Here is a 14,580-nt window from a genome sequence, read left to right as displayed (position 1 = left end):
CAGGGCGTCATGCCGGACGAGTCAAGCTTTCGCCCCTCATTCCGCAGGCGGAACGGGGGTGCTGCGCATCCGCCCGGACGGCGGAGCCGCGGTGTCACCGCCGTGCTCCCGATCACCGGCCTCCTCCGCGGGATCGGCGGCGCCGGCCCGGTGCGCCGGATCCGGCGACCCGTCCGAATCGGCCGCGGCGTCCGCTCCTTCCGCGTGCCCCGCCGCATCGCCGAGGGGGCGGCCCTTCACGACGGGGAAGGGCTGGGTGTCGGCGTCGCGGTCGGCCACCTCGGTCTCCGGCTTCGGCGGGGAACCGGGGGCCGCGTCCCAGGTCTCCACCCGCTCGCTGACCCGGCCGGACCCCGCCTCCGCGGCGGAGCGGCGCGGATGGACGAGCTGGTCACCCGGGTGCGGCCGGACCAGATCGCCCCAGCGCAGCGGCCGGTCCGCCTTCGCGGGCACGTCGGACGGAGGGACCGGGGGGAGGTCGGTGACCTCGGGTGTCTCCGGTGCCGCCGTGGGGCCGACGACCGGCTCCGCCGGGGGAAGGTCGTGGTGCGGGACGGCCTCCAGGGGAGGAGCCTCCAACGGGTCGAGCATGATCTCAGCCGCCGGGTGGTGGACGAGCTGTCCCGGGGGGACCGCGTGGGGCGTGTGCGCCGCCCGGTCGTTGTCCACACGGCTCGGCCGGTCCGTCCGGTCGGCGTGATTCGCCCGGCCGGTGTGGCCCGCACGGTCCGGGTGGTCCGTCCGGTCGGTGTGGTCCGTCCGGTCCGGGTGGTTCGGGTGGTCCGGTCGGGTGGTCCGGGACGCCGGGCCGGGGTCGTCCCGCGGCCCGGCGTGTTCCGCGGGAGCCGGCGTGCTCCGCCACTCGCGGCGGCTCTCCGCGGTGGGGTACTCCGCGGTGGGAAGATCCGCTTCCGGGAACGGGAGGATGTCGTACCCGTGGCCGGCCCGGACCATGCCGCCGGCGCCGCCGGCCGCCCGCCGGACGGCGGCGTGCTTGACCAGCAGGAGCAGCAGCCACAGGGCCAGGATCAGGAAGACCCAGGGGGCGACGGCGACCACGACGTCCGCCTGCGGCTTGCCCACCGGCATCCGCAGGGCGGTCGCGACCTCGGCGGCGGTGGCGGCGGCGAGGAGCAGCGTCAGGATCACACCCGCCTGCAGACGGGTGGGCCAGCGCCCGCCCCGCAGCAGCAGAACACCGATCATCGCGATGACCAGCAACGCGTCGAAGCCCGCCGGGTAGAGGTAGGCGAGCTCGGCGGGTGCCCCGCCGGCGATCGCGAGTGCGCGCAGGTCCTCGAAGGAGAGCACGCAGGCCGCACCGGTCAGGGCTGTGACGCCCAGTCCGGCGACGGCGATCCCGGCGTGGCGCAGGGCGGCGCCCATCCGGCTCGGCGCGGCGGGGACGTACTGGGCTGGAGACGGGCGGGAGAGTTGGTCTGCCGCCGCGGGGGATTTCACGTCCATGGCGCTTCGAGCCTACAGAATCGGCACCTCGCGTGATCGGAGCAACCGATCAGACCGTGAAGACGGAGGGTCACCCGGGTGGGCCGGCGGGCGGCGGGGCGGGGGGCGGCCGGGCCCGGGAACGGGTGATCGTTCACCAGAATTCAGGGCGAGTCGTCCATCGGGGGAGGAACTGTCTGCGGATATGGGGGACGTTCGCCTTGGATGCCCATAAAAAGCCGTACTCAGGTCCTTCAACGTCGCACAACTCGGCTTGTGAGGCGGGGTGAGGCGTTAGCCTTTCCTTCGTGAGCCTGCACCTATACGACACCAGCGTACGTACGGTCCGCGAATTCGTCCCGGCCGAACCCGGCCGGGCCTCCATCTACCTGTGTGGTGCCACCGTGCAGGCTCCGCCGCATATCGGGCACATCCGTTCGGGCGTCAACTTCGACGTGCTGCGGCGCTGGATGATCCGCTCCGGCTATGACGTGACCTTCTGCCGCAACGTCACCGACATCGATGACAAGATCATCAGGGTGGCGGCGGACGAGAACGTGCCGTGGTTCGTCGTGGCCGAGCGCAACCAGCGTGCCTTCGCCTGGGCCTACGACGTGCTCGGCTGCCTGCCGCCGACGGTCGAGCCGCGGGCCACCGGCCACGTGCCCGAGATGATCGAGCTGATGGAGCGGCTGATCGCCGCCGGCCACGCCTACGCCTCCGAGGGGGACGTCTACTTCGACGTCGTGTCCTACGCCGACCGCTACGGCTCGCTCTCCAACCAGAAACTGGAGAACATGCGGGCCGCGGGCGACACCGAGACCGACTCGGCCAAGAGAGACCCCCGCGACTTCGCGCTCTGGAAGGGCGAGAAGCCCGGCGAGCCGAGCTGGCCGACGCCGTGGGGTCGCGGCCGTCCCGGCTGGCACCTGGAGTGCTCCGCCATGGCCACGAAGTACCTCGGTTCCACCTTCGACATCCACGGCGGCGGCGTCGACCTGATCTTCCCGCACCACGAGAACGAGCTGACCCAGTCGCAGGCGGCCGGCGACGGCTTCGCGCGTTACTGGATGCACAACGGCATGCTCAAGATCGGCGCGGAGAAGATGAGCAAGTCGCTCGGCAACTCCCTGCTGATCCCCCAGGTCATCAAGAAGGTCCGCCCGGTCGAGCTCCGCTACTACCTGGCCGCTCCGCACTACCGCTCCTCGATCGACTACTCGGAGGAGGCGCTGCTGGAGGCCGCCGCGGCCTACCAGCGCATCGAGGGCTTCGTCACCCGCGCGGCGGAGGTCATCCACGACGTCGACGCGCACGCCCCGCTGCCCCAGGCGTTCTCCGACGCCCTCGACGACGACCTGGGCACTCCCCAGGCGCTCGCCGTGGTGCACGAGGTCGTCCGGGAAGGCAACGTCGCGCTGGCGCAGGGCAACAAGGAGCAGGTGGCCAGGCTGCTCGCCGAGACGCAGAACATGCTCGACGTCCTCGGCCTCGACCCGCGCTCGAAGCAGTGGCGCGCCTCCGGCGGCGACAGCGGCCTGCGGGCCACCGTCGACGCGCTGGTGGCCGTGGCCCTGGAACAGCGGCAGGCGGCGCGGGCACGCAAGGACTTCACGGCGGCCGACGGCATCCGCGACCAGCTCGCCGCCGCGGGGATCCACGTGGAGGACACCCCCCAGGGTCCCCGCTGGGAGTTGGCGCGGTAAAAGCCCCCTACCCTAGAGACCATGGCTGGTGGGGGTAAGGGGTCCGGGCGACCCGCGAAGAAGAAGAGTCCGACCAAGGGCACCGGCGGGAACGTCCGCCGGGGCCTGGAGGGCAGGGGTGCCACCCCGCCGGCGCACATGCGGCACTGGCACAAGGACAAGATGCGCGCTCAGCGGATCGAGCGCGAGGAGCAGACCGGCAGGTCCTCCTCCCCGCGCTCCGCGGTCCGCCCGAAGCGCGGCGACGACGCGCCCGAGTACATCGGCGGACGCAACCCCGTCGTGGAGGCGCTGCGGGCCTCGGTGCCCGCCAACGCGCTCTACGTCGCCCAGCGCATCGACAGCGACGACCGGGTCAAGGAGTCCCTGCGCATCGCCGCCGACCGTGGCATCGCGATGCTGGAGGTCAGCAGGGAGAAGCTCGACCGTCTCACCGAGGGCGGCATCCACCAGGGTCTGGCCCTGCAGATCCCGCCGTACGAATACGCCCACCCCGACGACCTGGTCAACCTCGCCCAGGAAGCGGCGGAGGTGCCGCTGATCGTGGCCCTCGACGGGGTCACCGACCCCCGCAACCTCGGCGCCATCGCCCGCTCTGCGGCCGCCTTCGGCGCACACGGCCTGGTCATCCCGTCCCGCCGCTCGGCCGGGGTGACGGGCGGCGCCTGGAAGACCTCCGCCGGCACGCTGGCCTCCATGGCGGTCGCCCGAGCGGCCAACCTCACCGCGACCCTGCGCGAGTACCGAGAGGCCGGCCTGTTCGTGATCGGTCTGGACGGTGAGGGCACGGTCGAGATCGCCGAGGCCAACCTCCTCGACGGCCCCCTGGTCATCGTCATCGGCTCGGAGGGCAAGGGCCTGTCCCGCCTGGTCCGCGAGTCGTGCGACCTGGTCGTCCGCATCCCGATACACGCCGCGGCGGAATCGCTCAACGCCGGTGTCGCCGCCGGAGTCGCCCTCTACGAGACGTCCCGTCACCGCCGCCGTTGACCGTTCGCGGTCGTAACGGCCTATCTCCGTGACGAATGGCGGGTGAGACGACTACACTTCCTAGGCGACCGTGCCGACGTAGCTCAATCGGCAGAGCAACAGTCTTGTAAACTGTAGGTCAGGGGTTCGATTCCCCTCGTCGGCTCGAAGTAAAAGGCCAGGTCACCCGGTATCCGGGGGCCTGGCCTTCTGCTTTTCAGCCGAACTTTATGATCTTCCGTGCCCGCTGCGTGCCCGATGACTTCTCATGCCCGTTGGTCTGAGCTCTCGTGAACGCCTTTCCGAGCGCCCGCGCGATGGCCCTGTCCCGGTCCTGACTGGCGTGCTGGTAGATCAGCGCCGCCCGGGTGGAGGAGTGCCCCATGCGCGACATCAGCTCTTTGAGGCTCGCCCCCGTGGAGGCGGCCAGGGTGTTCCCGATATGGCGGAGATCGTGGAAGTGGAGATCGGGAAGCCCCACGCCCCACCGGGCCTTGTTCCACGTCCGGCGGAATCCGGAATGCTTCAGCGGCCCACCGTTGGGGCCGGTGAAGACGCGCCCGTTCTCTTCCGTCTCGGCGAACATGTCGAGGTGCACGCGCAGCTCGGGAATGATCTCCGGGGGAATGGAGACCACCCGCCGACCGGCCCGAGACTTGGGGGTGTCCTCCATGACCTTGCCGCCCCCGATCTCGACCAGCGCGCCGGAGACCCGGAGTAACCCCCGGTCGAGGTCGAGGTGCGTGCGGCGGAGCCCGACCAGTTCACCCCATCGCAGGCTCGCGAAGGTGCCCAGGAGGACGAGCGCCCGGTATCGCTCCGGAACCGCTTCCACGATCTCTATGACCTTGGTCATCGGGACGGTCTGCCGTTCCGGGGTATCCGGCATGCCGGCGCCTTTGATGCGGCAGGGATTCTTACGGATCAGTTCGTCCGCCACCGCCGTACCCATGATCGATTTGAGGAGCTGGTACGCCTTGGCCACCGTGGACTGCCCGACCACGGCCAGCCTCTCCTTGCGCCAGCGTCGCACATCGGCCTCTTTGATGTCGGCGAGGTGGCGGTTGCCGAAAGCCGGAACGAGGTGGTTCTTCAGAAGCCCCCGGTACAGCAGCTCCGTCCGGTACTTCAGCACGCGATCATCGATCCACTCGGCCGCGTAGGCGGCGAAGGTCACCTTGCCCGCTTCTGGACTCATCCAGTCGCCCCGCTGGATCTCGGCCTCCTTCAGCACGAGCCACCGCTCGGCATCCTTCTTGGTGGCGAAGGTCTCCGGGGCGGGACGATCCACGCCGTCAGGTCCGGGGTAGCGAGCCTGGAACCGGCCGGAGGGCAGTTGCCGAACGCGCCCGAAGCGCCTCTTGGGCTTGCTCTTGGGGGAGCGCTGGGGCTCTTCCTCGGGGGTGGCGACAGCGGTCCTGGCCATCACGCGGCCCTCCTGCGTCGTGTGGTGGTGACCGGTTCGACGACCCCGGCGGCGATGAACGCCTCAAGGGCCGCTTCGGGGATGCGGACGTTGCGGCCGACGTGAACGAAGGTGATCCGGCGTTCCTCGATCAGGCGCCGGGGGAAGCGGATCGAGGTGTTGAGCCGTTCGGCGGCTTCTTCGACGGTCAGCAGCCGGCCCCGCGCCGACTCCGGAAGCATCGAGACGGGCTCTTGGCCGGTCTTCCGGGTCATGCGGCCACCCCCAGGGCCGGAGTTGCCGAAAGATCCGGGACGGGTCTGCCGTCGGCTCTGGCTTCCAGTTCGGCCAGGCGGGCACGGGTGCGCTGGCGGTTGGCGACCTCGCGCAGCAGGCGTTTGGCCAGCGGGGTGCGGGTCGGGTCCTTGGCCGAGACCGGCCGCCACACGTAGCGGTGCGGGTCGGCAGGGGTGTCGTCTGGGAGGCCGAGCATGTCGAGCACCCAGGCCCGCCGGTCGGCCTTGTGCTCGCGCAGGGTCTTGTTCGACCACTTGCGGGAGACCAGGACGCGGCGTCCGGCGTAGCCGAGGTGTTCGGGTTTGTGTGCCTTGCCCTTGCACCGGCCTGGCACCATCCCGGCCTTGGCGCCCTTGGGCTGGATGCCGTAGCGCAGCCAGTTGGCACACGTCGGCGAGCACGGTTCGTAGCGCAGCGCCTCGACCATCCGGGCGGCGTGGTCGCGGCGGGCCGGGTCGTCGGTGGACGGGTCGTCGGGGTCGAGGGGGTCGCCGAGGTTCTTGGTGAGGTACTTGGTCAGGTAGCCGATGCGCGTGTGGGCGTCCGGGGATCCGGCGACGAGACCTTGGACGTCGACCTGGGGGCCGAAGCGCACCACGTGCAGGGGCTCGGCGTCCTCGTCGGCGTCGAGCCGGTCGAGGGCTTGGTCCCAGGTGGGCAGGAGCTCCCCGGTGGCCGGGTCGAGGTAGTCGCCGGCCTGCCCGTCCGGGTAGGCGGCCCCGTCGGGCAGGTCGGCCCGCTCCGTCCAGACCGGCAGGTGCTGGCCGTCGAAGCGGACCTCGTCGACGGCCGGCCACCACACCTGGTGGTAGGTGGCCGCGGCGATGGCCTTGATCTCGGCACGGGGCAGGGTGCCGCGGATGGCCATGTGCAGGTGCGGGGCCAGGCGCTTCTGGGGTTCGACGGTGGCGAAGTACTGCACGTCGTATCCGGCCACCCGACGCAGGTTCTGCACGAACCGATCGACCAGTTTGGCGAAGTGCAGCGCGTCGCGGGCGGCTCGGGCGTAGTCGTAGCTGGCCGGGTCGGCCGGCACCCCGCGCCCGGACTGGATCTTGCCGTAGGAGGGCAGGGTGAGGGTGACGAACAGCGACGGCCGATACACCCGCCCGTCCGGGGCGATGAAGGTCCGGCCCAGGGTGGTGTTCTGCTTGGCGCGCTTGGGCAGGTCCGGGGCGTCCTGGCGGCGCCGGGTGGAGCGGGAGCGGCGGGGCGTGGCCCGGCCGCCGGTGACGGTGCCGCGCATTCCGGCGGCGTTGATCTCCGCGTCGATGCTCTCGATGGCCGCGTCCCAGTCGGCGGTGTCCTCGCCATCACGTTCGGCCGCATCGCGTTTGGCCTGCACGTCGGCGCGGAACTCGATCAGCCACCGCTGATCCTCGGTGGAGGGGTGGGGCTCGGCGACGGGCTCGTGGTCCAGATGCCAGCCTTCCCGGCACTGGGCGCGGCGCAGCTGCTGGTTGCGCTTGGCGCACGGCGGGCACTTGGCCTCCTGGGTGGTGCCGCACGGGATGTTGAAGGTTTCTACCGTGCCGGTGTGCGTGTCGAGGCGGCGCATCTCGATGGGGCGGATGCACACCCCGCTGAGCTTGGCCACCTCGATGGCCACATCCAGGGCCAGGGGCAGGGTCTCGCGGACCAGACGGGGCAGGGTGCGGTCGGAGCCGTCCGGGGAGGGGATGGATGGGGAGGTGGGGGTGTCGGTCACCTGTCCTCCTCTGGGGCGAGCACGTCGGCGGTGAACCGGTAGGACGAGCTGTAGGGGTCTCGGCGCAGCCGGATGTTGACCAGGTTGGACAGCACCAGCTCAAATCGTGGCGGGGAGTCGGACAGGGGACCGAGGAGGCGGAAGGGGATCGTGTCGATCTCGGCGAGGGTGCCCTGAATGATGATCTTCACTTGTTTGCCTCCTCGGCGAAGTCGGCGACCATGGCGCGGATGTCGGAGTCGGAGACGTAGCCGGCACGGGCGCGGATCGGGTCGGGTGAGGTCTCCAGCCGGACGTAACCGATACCGGCGCCCCGCTCGGGAACCGGGGAGATGTGATCAGCCAGCGCACCCCGATCACGGGCGCCGTCGCCGAGCACCATGTCCACCTGCTCGGACTCATCCAGGCGGAGCGCGATCTTGTCGGGGAACAGGTTGCGGACGTTCATGACCTCCTTGCGGGGGTCCTGGAGTGCGGCCATCACGCCGAACCCGACCGCACGGCCCTGCGTGGTGAGCGTCGCCAGCGCGGCCGAGATACGCAGCTTCAGACCTTTGTCGGACTGGTAGGCGGTCAGGAACGCCACCTCGTCGACGACCACCAGGACGAACGGGTCATCAACAGTGGGCGTGTGGCTGCGCTGGAGCCCGGCGAACCGGTCGGCCCGCTCCTGCATGACCGACACAGCCGCTTCCAGCAGATCGGCGCAGTCGGCCGGGCTCGCGGCGTAGCGGGTGCCGAACAGGTCACGGCCGAAGGACAGTTCCATGCGCTTGGGATCCAGCGCCCAGACCTGGACCAGGCCCGCGCGGACGGCGGGCAGCAGGCCGCGGATGGTGGACCAGATGATCGAGCCCTTGCCCGCTCCTGTGGCGCCGGCCACCAGGACATGGGTGCCGTGAACCTTGAGCCGCCAGGGAGTGCCGTCCTCACACCGGCCGATCTCGACCGGCCCGACCGAGGGCGTCTCGGGGATGGGGAGCGCGGGTAAGGGGGTGGCCAGTGGATCACGCCGAGGGAAGGTCAGCAGCAGACGGCCCGACCGGGCGACGGTCACCCGGCAGGAGGTAGTGCCGAAACCGTGGGCCAGGTGCTCAATACGGTCGGCCCAGTCCTTGACCGATTGCCCACTGATCATCTTCACCGTGACCAGGTCCGCCCACGAGGTGCAGGTGACGCGAATGATGTGAGGCAGGTAGTCGCGGCCCTGGAGGTGACGGCCGAGACCAGAGACGATCATCACCGATTGCCAGTGCCGCCGGTAGATCCACACCAGCCGCCACCAGGCCAGCAGCCGCCAGCCCATCCAGCGGTCGAACGAGGCCCGATCGAAGAATGGCCACGGAGCGAGCAGCGAGACGGGAACGGCGACGGCGACCAGGGCGATGCGCCAGCCGTACAGGATGCTGAGAACAGCGGGGACGGCGAGCACGGCCACCGCGACCGGGTGACGCCAGATGAGCCGGACGATTCCAGCCAGCAGCCGCCACAGGAAGATGGTGACGGTGAAGATGGCCGGGGTACGCACCACGGCCGGCCGGAACACCACAGCGGTATCGGGGGTCGTGGTGACGAGAGTCCGTGCCTCGTCACCGGGCAGTTTTTTGAACATTAGGCTTGAGTCCTCTCTTGATTCGCGTCTGGGGAGAACCGAGGGGCCGCCGGAATGCCAGTTCCAGCGGCCCCGTTTCGTGTCAGGCCGCTTTGCCCTGCTCGGACTCGTCGACCTGCTGGGGGTTGGCGGACTGTTCGGTGTGGAGGCGCTCGCAGTCGGCCAGGTAGCGCGCGGCAGCCTCGGCGATCCGCCGGGCGAGGGCCACGTCCCGTTCGGTGACCGGTCCACCGCCAGTGGTGGAGACGACCACCTGTGCCTCACGGGAGGACAGGTGCAGGAACGGCCGCCCGCCATCGGCGCCCAGCGCCATGACCGACAGGTACGGAGTGCGAAACGAGGTGTCGAGCCGGGTGCCGTCTTCGTCGAGCGTCACCACGGCGCGGGTGTAGGGCAGGTGCTCGCTCACGCCGCCACGTCCTTACCGGCCGAAGCCTTGACTGGAGCCCCTGCGGTGCGGGGAGAGCGCATCGCGGTTGCCCGGATGGACCAGGCCAGTCGTCCGGTGTTCTGGGCGACGTAGGCGGTGACGGTCATGCCGTCGAACTCCACCGGCACGAACGGCAGACCCGGCAGCGCAGCCGGAACGGTCGGCTGGACCGGGGACAGGATCTTGACCGAGACCGTCTTCTGCCCGGCCTTGACGGTCGGGTCAGCGTCCATGACCGCGACCTGCCACACCAGCTCTCCGGTGTTCTTGTCTTTGGCGTAGACGGTGCGGCCCTTGGACGAGGCGTCGAAGTCCTTGACCTGCTCGACCTCGCCGACGATGAAGCAGCCGTGCGGGAAGACCTGCTCGAAACGGATCGGAATGGGGCCCTGGATGGCCATAGCGCAACAACTCCTCTCCTTGGCTGATCAGACTACTTGACTGACCAAGTTGCCTCTTCATTAAGCACGAAGCCCGCTTGGTTAGTCAAGTGCACCAAGCGGGCTTCGTGAGGAAAGTTGGATTACCGGATCGGGTAGGCGTCTTCCAGCTCGTGAAGATCACCGGGGAGTACGGTCTCCACCACCACCCACGGCTTGCCCGTCGCATCGCAGGCGACGGCGTACACGGCCAGCAGCGCGGCCGAGTCCTTCACGCCCAGCAGTGTGCGCTCCTCAGCCGTGGGGTTGCGGGCGGTGACGTGCTCGATGACGTGATCCAGGGAGACGCCGGCCGCACTCTCCACATAGCGCCGGATGCCCTGCCGTAGATCGGCCGGCTCAGCCAGGGCCGTACCTTCGGCGACATCGGCCGGTACCCAGGTGGCGGAGATCTCAGTGGGTTCACCGTCGCGCTCCACCAGGATCTTGCGCAGCACGACCGCGGATTTCTGCTCCAGGCCCAGGTAGGCGGCGATGCGGTTGGGAGCCTCCACCGGTCCGGCCGCCAGCAGCTTGCTCGCGGCCTGAGTCTCTGTCCGGTCGAGGAGCTCACGGCCCGTACGTGCCTTCTGGTCTTTGGGGATCGCCGGGCGACCGCGTACGAAGCGGCCCTTGCCCTGCTGGGTGACGATCCAGCCCTGATCGCGCAGGACGCCGAGGGCTTTGACCACCGTGGGACGCGCCATGCCGAACTCCGCCATGAGCGTGTGTTCGCTGGGCAGTAGCGAGCCCGCCGGATACTCGCCGGAGTCGATGCGCCGTTCAAGCTCGGCGATCAACTGCGCGTACTTGGGAGGCGTGTACTCAAACGACATTAAAGCCTCACATTCAACATGCTTGTCTAGCCAAGCAGGCTATCAGCGCATGTTAAAGATGCGAAGCCCTTCGCCCGACAGGAAGCCCTCACCCCGCGACGCGGCGGCACGCCAGGCCGAAGCCCACCCGTGCCGCCGCGCCCGCCTATCGGGCCTCACCGGAGAGCAACGCCCTCCATATATCGCTGGCCTCACGGATCGGCCATCGATAGGTCTCGTGAACTTCCGGACTGCCGTCCAGCTGGAGCGTGCGGCGGATGAACCCTTGTCCTCCGGCCTGGCACAGCTCGTACAGGGTGGCCCGGCACTGGCAAGTCCAAGTGATCACCCGCAGACGTGCCCCCCGCCCGTCAGGGGGCAGCCAGACCAGCCGTGTGTGATCACGCTGCGGCATTGCCACATGTGGACTCAGGCAGCCGCTCAGCTCGATCACTGCGGAGCGCAACCAGTCGGGCCAGGAACCGGGGCGGGCCCCTGTTCGCGAAGCTCAACGCAACGATCGGCCACACGACGCGCGGCTGTCACCGGATCATTCGCGGGGCAGAAGGCGTAGCGCCGACGTCGAGCCAGCCCTTCCTCCTGTCCGGCCCACCAGCGAAATACCCGGCCGTCGGTCCACACGACCAGCCCGAACCAGACCGACACCAGCGCCAGCCCGTACCCGTCATGAACATCCGAGGCGATGTTCAACGCGGCCAACTCAGCCCGCAGAAACCGCGCCGCCCGCACCGGTGTGATCGCTTTCTGTCGGCTGATGGCCGGAATCTCATTCCCGCCCATCAGGCCGCCATCTCGCCAGAGCCCAGGCAGTCGAAGCACTCGACGCGGACCGGCTTTACGACCTGGCCGTCAATGCGGCACTCGACATCGGCGCGACTCCTACGGATCCACCGCCAGCCACGGCCGCAGCAGGTCCCGCACCCCTGATCCGTCGACTCATCCTCGGCAACCATGGGTCAAGGTTCGTCATCAGGGGCCGGCCAACCCATCCCAGGCCGGAATCCTTACCCCGAATAGTCGATATCCCTTGACGGGATAACTCGCAGCGGCAAGCGTTGGATATTCGGAAGCCAAGGCAGCAAGGGGAGATAGCACGTATGCCAGCAGATGCGACTAAACCAGTCGTTATCCTGCCGGAACTGTGGCAGCGCCCCGAAATGCTAAAGGCTCTCCGAAACCGCGATATCGGCCAGGTGCTTCAACTGATCCGTCAGTACGCCGGTGTCAGTCAAACCCGTATCGGCACCGCCGTGAGTCTGAGTCAGGGCAAGATCAGCGAGATCATGAGGGGGACGGTCAGGATCACCTCGTTCGAGGTGTTCGAGCGCGTCGCCGACGGCCTGAACATGCCTGATTCCGCCAGGCTGGCTCTCGGCCTGGCACCGCGACGACTTCCCGCTGTCAGTTCACATCCCCAGCGCACACCACCATCTGATGAAGCGGTGCCGTCACCGGGTACGGGCCTGTTGACCCCGTACCTGGCCAGTCTGACCGGAGCGTCCAGCCGCCCCGTCATCTCCGGACTCCGGCACGTCCTCACCGGTCACATCCAGGCCGAGGCCATCATGGGACCACTCCTGTTGATCAACGCCGTTCAGGACCAGGTGCCCGTGGTCAGGCAGGTCTGTCGGGTGACCCGGGGAGCCGACCGCACCGAAGCCCTGAGTTTCGCCAGCGAGCTACTGGAATTCTGCGGATGGCTGCACCAGGACCTGGGTGATTTCACTCGCGCCACCACGTGGACCAACAAGGCCCTGGACTACGCGATGGAGCTGGGCGACCAACGCGTCATCTCCTACATCCTCATGCGCAAAAGCATCATCGCGACCGAGGCCGGCGACTACGGCCACGGCCTTGGAATGGCGAACGCGGCGTTGGCCAACCCCGATGCCCTCACGCCGCGGCTCAGAGCAGTCATCTTGAGGACCCGCGCGACAGCGAACGCCTATCTCGGAGAAGCCGCGGACTCCGCTCGTGATTCAGAGACGGCCCTCGCCGAAGCCACCGCAGGGATGACCCAGAGCGAGACCGACCGTGCCCCGTACTGCACTCCCGCTTACATCGCCATGGAGACCGGCGCGACCCGCGTACTGCTGGGCGAGGCCACCGCGGCCATCGCGATATTCGAGGCCAGCAGATCTCAGTGGCCCGAATCCAGCCAGGCACGCGACCATGTCCTGTTCCTGACCCGCATGGCCACCGCCTACGCCATAGCGGGCGAGCATGAGCAAGCCTGCGCAGTGACCGAAGATGCCCTGTCCCGCATGCAGGCCCTTCGCTCCAGCCGGGTCGCCGGCCAGCTCACCGTGCTACGCGGTCACCTGGCCAGGTGGTCGACGGACCCCTACGTGGCAGACTTGCTCACCAGGCTCGGCATCATCTCGGAATCCTTCTCCCTGCCAGCACCCCAGCCACAAGGAGCCCGGTGACCCCCTTGCTGCCCACCGCGACCACCACCGAGGAGCGACAGCGCAACGCCCAGGTCGCGATCCTGCCCGTCGGCAGCTTCGAACAGCACGGTGACTACCTGCCTCTCAGCACCGACACCATCGTTGCGACCCTGATAGCCCGCCAGATCGCCGACGCCTACCCCGTCCTGCTGCTCCCGCCGGTGACGATCTCCTGCTCGCACGAGCACAGCGCCTGGCCGGGAACCGTCAGCATCTCCGCACGGACCCTGCACGCGATCGTCACCGACGTCTACGACTCCGTCACCCGCTCCGGCCCTGCGGCCCTGGTCGTCGTCAACGGCCACGGCGGCAACTACGTCTTGAGCAACGTCGTCCAGGAGGGCAACGCCGAAGGCCGCCGCATGGCCCTGTTCCCCTCGCGCGAGGACTGGAACGAAGCCCGAGCCGCCGCACAGCTCACCAGTTCCATGCACGAGGACATGCACGCCGGAGAACTGGAGACCTCCCTCCTACTCCACGCCTGCCCCGAAGTGATCCGTCCCGGCTACCACTCCGCCGACTGGATCGCCGACGACCGTCGCCACCTGCTGACCAAGGGCATGCAGGCTTACACCGACAGCGGAGTCATCGGCCGCCCATCTCTGGCCACTGCCGAAAAAGGCGAAGTGCTGCTCGACAGTCTGACCAAGAGCTTCGCTGACGTGCTGGATCTCTTCGCGAAGTCCTGAGCAACGGCACACCAGCCGATCACGACCTGAGTCACTGCCGAATTGTTCTCATGGGTATCAAGGCGGCGGCGCGGCGCGCCGCCGCACGGCCCGCCGCCCGCCAGCCGTCCGGGCATGCGGCCTGGAGGCCGGTCCCGGCCGGCGCGGGACTTCGGGCCGCTCGCCGCACCCCGCACCCGCCGCACCCGGCCACTGGCCGCCGCATGTGGGCCGCACCGCCGCCAAGATGCCACGGCTGCTTAGAGAGGAGCGATGAGAAGACGCCATGCCTGTCACCGCATCCACCATGCTGGCGGGCAGGATCTATCAGTGGAACTACTTTCTCTTCCTCGGAGCATTCACCCAATGCCCTCTGCGGTAGTATCGCCGCGCGCCAATCACTTTCGTAGAGGGACGAATCCTGATCGAAGACCGACTTCCAACCAGCGCCAAGAGGCCCATCGTCAAGATCGTCTGGATCAACCGTGCAGCGCGCATGGTGCCCTGAGTACGCGCGAAAGATGCCCCCAGCATGAAAGCCACGGCGGTGAATAGTTTGAACAGCTTGCCAGGGCGACTGTCGATCACCGATATCCACTCGACAGCTCGTAGTTCAGCACGTTCGCCATCTCCG

The 14,580-nt window shown here is 68.7% G+C and carries 14 protein-coding genes and 1 tRNA gene; 5 read left to right on the top strand and 10 right to left on the bottom strand.

All coding sequences use genetic code 11. The features are described 5' to 3' along the window. Positions 1 to 36: 36 nt before the first annotated feature. Positions 37 to 1,467 carry a DUF2637 domain-containing protein gene (locus F4562_RS35820; protein WP_184537992.1) on the bottom strand — a complete coding sequence of 477 codons (1,431 nt, stop codon included), beginning with the start codon at positions 1,465 to 1,467 and terminating at the stop codon, positions 37 to 39. 287 nt (positions 1,468 to 1,754) lie between these two features. Between F4562_RS35820 and cysS the strand changes: the two genes are divergently transcribed. The 3 genes from cysS (at position 1,755) to F4562_RS13650 (ending at position 4,287) form a co-directional block, all read left to right on the top strand. Continuing rightward, positions 1,755 to 3,152 (top strand): cysteine--tRNA ligase, encoded by a 1,398-nt coding sequence (gene cysS, locus F4562_RS13660; RefSeq protein WP_184537994.1) that lies wholly within the window; start codon positions 1,755 to 1,757, stop codon positions 3,150 to 3,152. Between the two features lie 21 nt (positions 3,153 to 3,173). Continuing rightward, positions 3,174 to 4,142: a 23S rRNA (guanosine(2251)-2'-O)-methyltransferase RlmB gene (rlmB, locus tag F4562_RS13655; RefSeq protein ID WP_184537996.1), complete on the top strand. Its 969-nt coding sequence runs from the start codon at positions 3,174 to 3,176 to the stop codon at positions 4,140 to 4,142. 72 nt (positions 4,143 to 4,214) lie between these two features. Further along, positions 4,215 to 4,287, top strand: a tRNA-Thr gene (locus F4562_RS13650). A 51-nt stretch (positions 4,288 to 4,338) separates the two neighbouring features. Here F4562_RS13650 and F4562_RS13645 read toward each other — a convergent pair. The 9 genes from F4562_RS13645 to F4562_RS13605 form a co-directional block, all read right to left on the bottom strand. Further along, the gene (locus F4562_RS13645; protein WP_184538101.1) at positions 4,339 to 5,547 is read right to left on the bottom strand and encodes a tyrosine-type recombinase/integrase; all 1,209 of its coding nucleotides are present in this window, start codon (positions 5,545 to 5,547) and stop codon (positions 4,339 to 4,341) included. Continuing rightward, positions 5,547 to 5,801 carry an excisionase family DNA-binding protein gene (locus F4562_RS13640; protein WP_246473427.1) on the bottom strand — a complete coding sequence of 85 codons (255 nt, stop codon included), beginning with the start codon at positions 5,799 to 5,801 and terminating at the stop codon, positions 5,547 to 5,549. The genes F4562_RS13645 and F4562_RS13640 overlap by 1 nt, the downstream gene beginning before the upstream one ends. After that, a complete protein-coding gene (locus F4562_RS13635) occupies positions 5,798 to 7,531 on the bottom strand; it encodes a replication initiator (RefSeq protein ID WP_311733813.1) in 1,734 nt (577 codons plus the stop codon). Before F4562_RS13635 ends, F4562_RS13640 begins: the two co-directional genes overlap by 4 nt. Next, positions 7,528 to 7,722, bottom strand: coding sequence for a hypothetical protein (locus F4562_RS13630; protein ID WP_184538103.1), 195 nt, complete (start codon positions 7,720 to 7,722; stop codon positions 7,528 to 7,530). Before F4562_RS13630 ends, F4562_RS13635 begins: the two co-directional genes overlap by 4 nt. Continuing rightward, positions 7,719 to 9,143 carry an FtsK/SpoIIIE domain-containing protein gene (locus tag F4562_RS13625; protein WP_184538105.1) on the bottom strand — a complete coding sequence of 475 codons (1,425 nt, stop codon included), beginning with the start codon at positions 9,141 to 9,143 and terminating at the stop codon, positions 7,719 to 7,721. Before F4562_RS13625 ends, F4562_RS13630 begins: the two co-directional genes overlap by 4 nt. Positions 9,144 to 9,225: 82 nt before the next feature. Next, positions 9,226 to 9,552: a hypothetical protein gene (locus F4562_RS13620; protein ID WP_184538107.1), complete on the bottom strand. Its 327-nt coding sequence runs from the start codon at positions 9,550 to 9,552 to the stop codon at positions 9,226 to 9,228. Then, positions 9,549 to 9,974 carry a plasmid replication, integration and excision activator gene (locus F4562_RS13615; protein WP_184538109.1) on the bottom strand — a complete coding sequence of 142 codons (426 nt, stop codon included), beginning with the start codon at positions 9,972 to 9,974 and terminating at the stop codon, positions 9,549 to 9,551. The genes F4562_RS13620 and F4562_RS13615 overlap by 4 nt, the downstream gene beginning before the upstream one ends. A gap of 122 nt (positions 9,975 to 10,096) precedes the next feature. Beyond that, positions 10,097 to 10,828 (bottom strand): GntR family transcriptional regulator, encoded by a 732-nt coding sequence (locus F4562_RS13610; RefSeq protein WP_184538111.1) that lies wholly within the window; start codon positions 10,826 to 10,828, stop codon positions 10,097 to 10,099. A gap of 429 nt (positions 10,829 to 11,257) precedes the next feature. After that, the gene (locus F4562_RS13605; protein WP_184538113.1) at positions 11,258 to 11,608 is read right to left on the bottom strand and encodes a hypothetical protein; all 351 of its coding nucleotides are present in this window, start codon (positions 11,606 to 11,608) and stop codon (positions 11,258 to 11,260) included. A gap of 317 nt (positions 11,609 to 11,925) precedes the next feature. Here F4562_RS13605 and F4562_RS13600 point away from each other — a divergent pair, with 317 nt between their 5' ends. Continuing rightward, positions 11,926 to 13,257 (top strand): helix-turn-helix domain-containing protein, encoded by a 1,332-nt coding sequence (locus tag F4562_RS13600; protein WP_246473426.1) that lies wholly within the window; start codon positions 11,926 to 11,928, stop codon positions 13,255 to 13,257. Beyond that, positions 13,254 to 13,967, top strand: coding sequence for a creatininase family protein (locus F4562_RS13595; protein WP_184538115.1), 714 nt, complete (start codon positions 13,254 to 13,256; stop codon positions 13,965 to 13,967). The genes F4562_RS13600 and F4562_RS13595 overlap by 4 nt, the downstream gene beginning before the upstream one ends. Positions 13,968 to 14,580: the final 613 nt, after the last annotated feature.

It is taken from the genome of Streptosporangium becharense (assembly GCF_014204985.1).
GTDB lineage: Bacteria > Actinomycetota > Actinomycetes > Streptosporangiales > Streptosporangiaceae > Streptosporangium > Streptosporangium becharense.
This window is presented reverse-complemented; position numbering and strand designations above follow the sequence as displayed.

Coding starts and splice junctions, on each gene's coding strand:
- F4562_RS35820 (WP_184537992.1), bottom strand. CDS start 1,467: ATGGACGTGAAATCCCCCGCGGCGGCAGACCAACTCTCCCGCCCGTCT.
- rlmB (WP_184537996.1), top strand. CDS start 3,174: ATGGCTGGTGGGGGTAAGGGGTCCGGGCGACCCGCGAAGAAGAAGAGT.
- F4562_RS13645 (WP_184538101.1), bottom strand. CDS start 5,547: ATGGCCAGGACCGCTGTCGCCACCCCCGAGGAAGAGCCCCAGCGCTCC.
- F4562_RS13640 (WP_246473427.1), bottom strand. CDS start 5,801: ATGACCCGGAAGACCGGCCAAGAGCCCGTCTCGATGCTTCCGGAGTCG.
- F4562_RS13625 (WP_184538105.1), bottom strand. CDS start 9,143: ATGTTCAAAAAACTGCCCGGTGACGAGGCACGGACTCTCGTCACCACG.
- F4562_RS13615 (WP_184538109.1), bottom strand. CDS start 9,974: ATGGCCATCCAGGGCCCCATTCCGATCCGTTTCGAGCAGGTCTTCCCG.
- F4562_RS13610 (WP_184538111.1), bottom strand. CDS start 10,828: ATGTCGTTTGAGTACACGCCTCCCAAGTACGCGCAGTTGATCGCCGAG.
- F4562_RS13605 (WP_184538113.1), bottom strand. CDS start 11,608: ATGGGCGGGAATGAGATTCCGGCCATCAGCCGACAGAAAGCGATCACA.
- F4562_RS13600 (WP_246473426.1), top strand. CDS start 11,926: ATGCCAGCAGATGCGACTAAACCAGTCGTTATCCTGCCGGAACTGTGG.